Raw genomic sequence first — 5194 nt, 5'->3', positions numbered from 1 at the left:
GTACTGGCCGGGGTAGTGCTCCTGCAGCCACTCCAGCAGCGTCAGCGCCTGGAGGTCCGGCGTGGCCGCTAGTTGGGGGACGACCACCTCGTCCCAGACATCGGCAAAGGGATCGGGCCGGGTTCGCCAGTGGCGTGGTGCTGGCGGGTCGGCGGATTCGGCGCGGCGTTCGAGGCGCCGAGCGGTTCTGACCGAGAGGCCGGCCTTGGCGGCGGCGAGGTCCTGAGTCTGGCCTTGTTGACGTTGCGACATGTAGATCGTGACCTGTTGGCTGGTGACCGCCATACCGTCTCCTTGGTGGGTCGGGGCAAGCGGTCAAGCTTAGGGCAACACGGCCGGCCAGAGTAATTGTCGCTCTATAACCTGCATGGTGGGCTGCATCGCGATAGGCCGGGCGCAGGTAGCTGACCAGCAGCTGCTGGCCACAGAAGACATAGAGGGGCAGGAAGCAGCACCCATCGTAGAAGCCGGAGAAATGCCGACCGAGCTGCTCACCATGCACCGGGTCGTCTGTGGCGTCGAAGTCGAGGATCAAGCGCTTCTTCGGCGGCCGCCGAAAGGAGCGGATGAACTGCTCAACGATCTCTTCCTGGATGGCCACCGCCCATTGACGACTGGCCTGCTGCTCGAAGCGACACAGCGTCGACTGGCTGGCCAACACTCGATCGGTATCGACCGCGGTCTGCAGGGCGATGTCGCGGCGTAAGGCATGATGATCGGTGAGGTCTTCGTAGCCCAGCGCCAGGCCAAAGACGCGCTGCCGGAGCATGGTCTCGGCCCTGTGCTGGCAACGGCGAGAGGCACGGGCGTCATCCAGTCGGCGAGCGATGGTGCGGGTCAGGCCCATCTCGCGATCCAGTTGGCGAAGCAGCAAGGCGCCGCCATCGGAGGTGATCTCGCCCCCGTCGAAACCGACGGTGACCTGGCGGACTTTACAGCGTGGAAAGGAGGCGGTCGGCGTGGTACATTTTGTCATGGCGGCTGTTGCGGTTGATTCTGGTGTAGGAGCTTGAATCATAACCGATTTTCAGCCGCATTTTTCATGCCTGGTGAAATATTCGGGCTAGGAGCACGGCCGATATGATGCGCCATGGCGCGAATGGAATGGCTGGTTTGCATCAACATGATGGCCGCCCGCTCTTCGGCAGTGAAGTGATAATGATGAGTCATGACAACACGATACCTGATGGGTCAGGTGTTGCACTTCGTCATTGAAACCACCGTTTGAAGGTCGAGGCGATTCATGGCGAGCGGTTCAAGACCCAGGAGGCCATGCGGCGGCAGGTATTCGAGTACATCGACGGCGCAGTTCGACGCTTTGCAGCCAGTCGAGGATGAACAGCGTGCGTTCGATCCGACCCAGCTCGCGAAAGGCCACGGCCAGGCCATTCTGGCGCGGGTAGCTGCCGAGCTTGCGCAGCATCTGCGAGGCGGTGACTGTGGCTCAACCGGACAATTGCGCTTGACGAAGCCGGATTATTCACTATGATTAATTATGAATCGTTCGTGCGCAGATCAACACAAAACGAATCGCCAAGGACAGACCGATGAACTACCCCGGCCCGTTGCCCCCAGGATGACAACCACCGCGATTCCGCAAGGGAGGCCACCGTCTGCCGTTCGCAACACAGGAGTAACCATACATGGCCGCCAACACCAAAACCCGATCCGTTACTGCTCACGTCCCTGTAGAGCTGGCCGAACGAGTCGATGAAATTGCCGAGCGCCTAGAGCGCTCCAAGAACTGGATCGTCAAACAAGCACTATCCGCCTGGCTCGACCAGGAAGAAGAGCACAGCCGTCTGACCCGCGAGGCCCTGGCCGATGTGGATGCCGGCTGCGTGATCGACCATCAGGCCGTCCAGGCCTGGGCCGACAGCCTGAGTACCGACACCCCATTTCCAGTGCCGCGCTGATGGAATTGAAGTGGACGAGCAAGGCCCTGGCCGATCTGGCCCGCCTCTACGAGTTCTTGGCGACGGTGAACCGGCCCGCAGCAGCTCGTACGGTGCAGCAGCTCACGGCCGCACCGACCACGCTGCTGACCAACCCGCGCATCGGCGAGCGGCTGGAGGAGTTCGAGCCGCGTGACGTGCGGCGGATTCTGGTGGGGCACTACGAGATGCGCTACGAGATCGCAGACTCCGCCATCTACCTGCTGCGCCTGTGGCACACCCGCGAGAATCGTTAGAAATGGAAATGACAGAGCTGGGCTGGCTGACGCTTATCGCACTCGCCATTTGTGTGCCTTGGTGGTTCTGTAGTGGTTCAATTGCCTCGGACACCAACGTAGGTGGTATACTTGCCGCCATAAGCGAGCGGTCATGTTGGGTCGTGCGATAGCGCCATCGGGCAATGGTGGGACATGACACATGATAGCGCCGAGCCAATTCGCTACCGCTGACCGCCGCCGGCACTTGCTGAATCTCCTGGCGAATGCGTGGCGTTGTGGTGGCTGTCTTATGCAGTTTGATATCCATCTCGCTGCTCCTGGATGAATTGAGCAATGAGGTCACGCGCTGTCAGCAGAGGATAACTCCTGTAGCTCAATCTATCATCCGGGGCCCTACAGGTAGCGTAATTCTGGACTTCTTCTGTGCTTTTGAACAAGTGCTGAGCCAGCCAATCATAGCGAACGGTGCGGTTGTAACGTTCGACATAGGCATTCTTCTGCGGCTTACCAGGTTGTATAAATGCCAGCTGGATATTGTGGTCTTGAGCCCAAGCTAGCAGTTTGCCACTGATATATTCTGGCCCGTTGTCACAGCGAATTGAGCGGGGTTTTCCACGCCACTCAATGATTTGATCCAGCGTTCGAATCACGCGCTCTGCGGGTAACGAGAAGTCGACCTCGATGCCAAGACCTTCGCGGTTATAGTCGTCAATCACGTTCAGCAGTCGATAGCTGCGGCCATCACTCAGTTGGTCGTGCATGAAGTCCATAGACCAGCTGTCATTGATGGTCTCCGGCACAGCCAACGGTTGTGGCTTTTCGCGGACAAGGCGTTTCTTCGGCTTGATGCGCAGATTCAGTTCTAGCTCCCGATAAATCCGCTTGTGATTCCAGCCAAAGCCTTTCACGTTGCGCAGGTGCAGAAAACACAGACCAAAGCCCCAGTTCCGCTGGTTGTGGGTTACCGAATCAACCAATCGGCAATCTCGGCGTTCTCATTGCTGAGTTTGGCCTGATAGCGATAGCAGGTCTCGCTGATGCTGAACATCCAGCAGGACATGCGAATACTAATACCCTTGTCCATAACTGCATTCTGCGCCATCTCTCGGCGACGAGATGGCTTCACCACTTTTTTTTCGATGGCTTCCTTCAGGATGTCCGCCTTCAGTCGTTCTTTGGCGTACATTTTTTTGAGCCGGCGGTTCTCGTCCTCCAGCTCCTTCAATCGGGCCATCATGGACGCGTCCATACGACCGAATTTCGCGCGCCATTTGTAGAAGCTCGCGCTGCTCATACCGTGCTCTCGGCAAAGCTCGGGAACCGGTACGCCGTTTTCGGCTTGCTTCAGGATCGACAAGATTTGGCTGTCGGAAAAACGTGATCTTTTCATGCAGAATCTCCCTGCGTGTAGCTTACGGAAAATTCTACTTCTGATCACCGCTCTTTATTGGGGGGATAACCCACGGCTCCAGCCCAGCGTCGCCACGAAGCCCAGCAGCGGATCGCGGCCTCGACGAATGACCGTGAAGTCGGCCTGCATCTGTTCGCCCGGCTCGGTCTCATAGCGGGTGACAGGCTCGGCTTGAGGCTCCTTGAGGGGCAGCAGGAACATCGTGAGCATAGTGTAACCGCCGGTATAACCCCGATCGTGGAGTTCACGTAGCAGGACGGTTGCGGGTATCCAGTGAGGGCGGGCCGCATCGATGCGCTGTAGTAAATACGCCTTGTAAGGGTCGAGCTTGCAGGGCCGAGGCGCGCGGGACGCATATCGGGGTATCACCGCTTGGGACGCCGCCCGGCGCTTGAGATAGCGGCGGACGGTATTGCGCGAGCAATTCATCTCTCGAGCGATGGCACGAATGGAGAGGCCCTGTCGGGCTAAGACGCTGATTTCCACATACGCCTCCTGGGTCAACATGGGCAGCTCGCAAAAGCTGCATTGTGCCCCGGTGGGTCAGTTTTACAGCGGTAGCGACAGTCTCCAGACTATCGGTTCAGGATGGCTTCACCGAGTTCGATAGCCAGGACAAGACAGTAACGAGACAGGCTGTCAGGCCCTTCTTGGGTCACATACTTCGACGAGGCGAAACCTCGCCGCCAGTGCTCCCGGATCACCGACAAGTCCAGGGAAAGGCACGTTACCCAGGTCGATCGGAGTGTGGGTAAGGAAACCCGAGAACCCTCACGGCACCAAGTCTTCAGGATAGGTCGATCACTGTAAGAGTCAGGTCAACCCAGGAACACCTGGCACTTTGTAGTCTTACTGTCGGAATGAACAATCAGGCCTGCCGGGGGTTGTCGTTGGGTCAAGGCCATCTGCAAGGCGGAGCACACCAGTTCGGCTGGCATACTGGACGCCATCGCCCAACCCACCATTTTACGAGAGAAGAGGTCCATCACGGCGGCCAGGTACAGCCAGCCGCTGCGCGTGCGGATGTAGGTGATGCCAGCGACCCAGGCACGCGAGGTGCTCGATCTCTCGGCTATCCTCGACGCCTACACGGAGGAGCGCGGCTATCCACCCTATCATCCCGGCATAATGGTGGCGCTCTTGCTCTATGGCCGCAGCCGTGGCATCTACTCCTCGCGTCAACTCGCCCGCCTGCGAGGAGCGGGCCGACATGATGGCCGTCGCTGGCCTGAACCGCCCCGACTAAAGCAGATCGTGGAGCCGGTGTCCGGACAGATGAAGCAGGTCAGAGGTTTCCGTCAGTTCCTCCTGCGAGGTCTCGATCAGCCGAGCCGAATGGGCGATGATCTGCACAGTCCACAACCTCCTCAAGCTCGCCCAAGCCCTCCGCTGAGCCAAGGCCAATCGGCCCAGCCGACGCCGTCACATTCCCCGAACTCAGCCATCAGACTCTATTACTCGGACAAACCCCTAGCAGCCTGTCGGACTTTCCGCATTCAACATGAGATTATGCTGGCACCAAATTGACCACGGATCCGCCATGAGCAACTTTCGTTCTATCGACCGTTACACGGCCTATCTGCTTCCACCGTCCGTTGACGATTGGTTAC

At 58.7% G+C, this 5194-nt stretch carries 4 protein-coding genes and 8 pseudogenes; 5 read left to right on the top strand and 7 right to left on the bottom strand.

Features of this window, described 5'->3' with window-relative positions; translation table 11 throughout:
- The 3 genes and pseudogenes from ACESMD_RS03085 to ACESMD_RS03075 all read right to left on the bottom strand — a co-directional run.
- Positions 1 to 285, bottom strand: a pseudogene (locus ACESMD_RS03085) (IS21 family transposase); the annotation flags it as partial.
- 139 nt (positions 286 to 424) lie between these two features.
- Positions 425 to 976, bottom strand: a pseudogene (locus ACESMD_RS03080) (transposase); the annotation flags it as partial.
- A gap of 38 nt (positions 977 to 1014) precedes the next feature.
- Positions 1015 to 1170, bottom strand: a complete 156-nt coding sequence (locus ACESMD_RS03075) for a hypothetical protein (RefSeq protein ID WP_372610220.1) — start codon at positions 1168 to 1170, stop codon at positions 1015 to 1017.
- Between the two features lie 54 nt (positions 1171 to 1224).
- On the opposite strand from ACESMD_RS03075, the gene ACESMD_RS03070 reads away from it, so the two are divergent.
- Positions 1225 to 1338 (top strand): hypothetical protein, encoded by a 114-nt coding sequence (locus ACESMD_RS03070; protein ID WP_372610218.1) that lies wholly within the window; start codon positions 1225 to 1227, stop codon positions 1336 to 1338.
- Here the strand turns inward: ACESMD_RS03070 and ACESMD_RS03065 are convergent.
- Positions 1298 to 1441: pseudogene (locus tag ACESMD_RS03065) on the bottom strand (Tn3 family transposase); the annotation flags it as partial. The gene ACESMD_RS03070 and the pseudogene ACESMD_RS03065 sit on opposite strands and share 41 nt — an antisense overlap.
- A gap of 202 nt (positions 1442 to 1643) precedes the next feature.
- Here ACESMD_RS03065 and ACESMD_RS03060 point away from each other — a divergent pair.
- Together ACESMD_RS03060 and ACESMD_RS03055 are read left to right on the top strand one after the other, a co-directional pair.
- Positions 1644 to 1916 (top strand): CopG family ribbon-helix-helix protein, encoded by a 273-nt coding sequence (locus ACESMD_RS03060; RefSeq protein WP_372610216.1) that lies wholly within the window; start codon positions 1644 to 1646, stop codon positions 1914 to 1916.
- The gene (locus tag ACESMD_RS03055; RefSeq protein WP_372610214.1) at positions 1916 to 2191 is read left to right on the top strand and encodes a type II toxin-antitoxin system RelE/ParE family toxin; all 276 of its coding nucleotides are present in this window, start codon (positions 1916 to 1918) and stop codon (positions 2189 to 2191) included. The genes ACESMD_RS03060 and ACESMD_RS03055 overlap by 1 nt, the downstream gene beginning before the upstream one ends.
- A gap of 380 nt (positions 2192 to 2571) precedes the next feature.
- Here the strand turns inward: ACESMD_RS03055 and ACESMD_RS03050 are convergent.
- From ACESMD_RS03050 to ACESMD_RS03040, 3 pseudogenes are all read right to left on the bottom strand, one after another.
- Positions 2572 to 3563 (bottom strand): annotated as a pseudogene (locus ACESMD_RS03050) (IS3 family transposase); the annotation flags it as partial.
- 72 nt (positions 3564 to 3635) lie between these two features.
- Positions 3636 to 4091 (bottom strand): annotated as a pseudogene (locus ACESMD_RS03045) (helix-turn-helix domain-containing protein); the annotation flags it as partial.
- Between the two features lie 347 nt (positions 4092 to 4438).
- Positions 4439 to 4636 (bottom strand): annotated as a pseudogene (locus ACESMD_RS03040) (DDE-type integrase/transposase/recombinase); the annotation flags it as partial.
- Here ACESMD_RS03040 and ACESMD_RS03035 point away from each other — a divergent pair.
- Together ACESMD_RS03035 and ACESMD_RS03030 are read left to right on the top strand one after the other, a co-directional pair.
- Positions 4635 to 4827: pseudogene (locus ACESMD_RS03035) on the top strand (transposase); the annotation flags it as partial. The pseudogenes ACESMD_RS03040 and ACESMD_RS03035 sit on opposite strands and share 2 nt — an antisense overlap.
- A gap of 2 nt (positions 4828 to 4829) precedes the next feature.
- Positions 4830 to 4977, top strand: a pseudogene (locus tag ACESMD_RS03030) (transposase); the annotation flags it as partial.
- Between the last annotated feature and the right edge of the window lie 217 nt (positions 4978 to 5194).

This window comes from Halomonas sp. (genome assembly GCF_041689495.1).
In the GTDB taxonomy this organism is placed as follows: Bacteria; Pseudomonadota; Gammaproteobacteria; order Pseudomonadales; family Halomonadaceae; genus Halomonas.
Note: the sequence above shows the minus strand (reverse complement) of the source record. Positions and strands in the feature narration are given on the sequence as shown.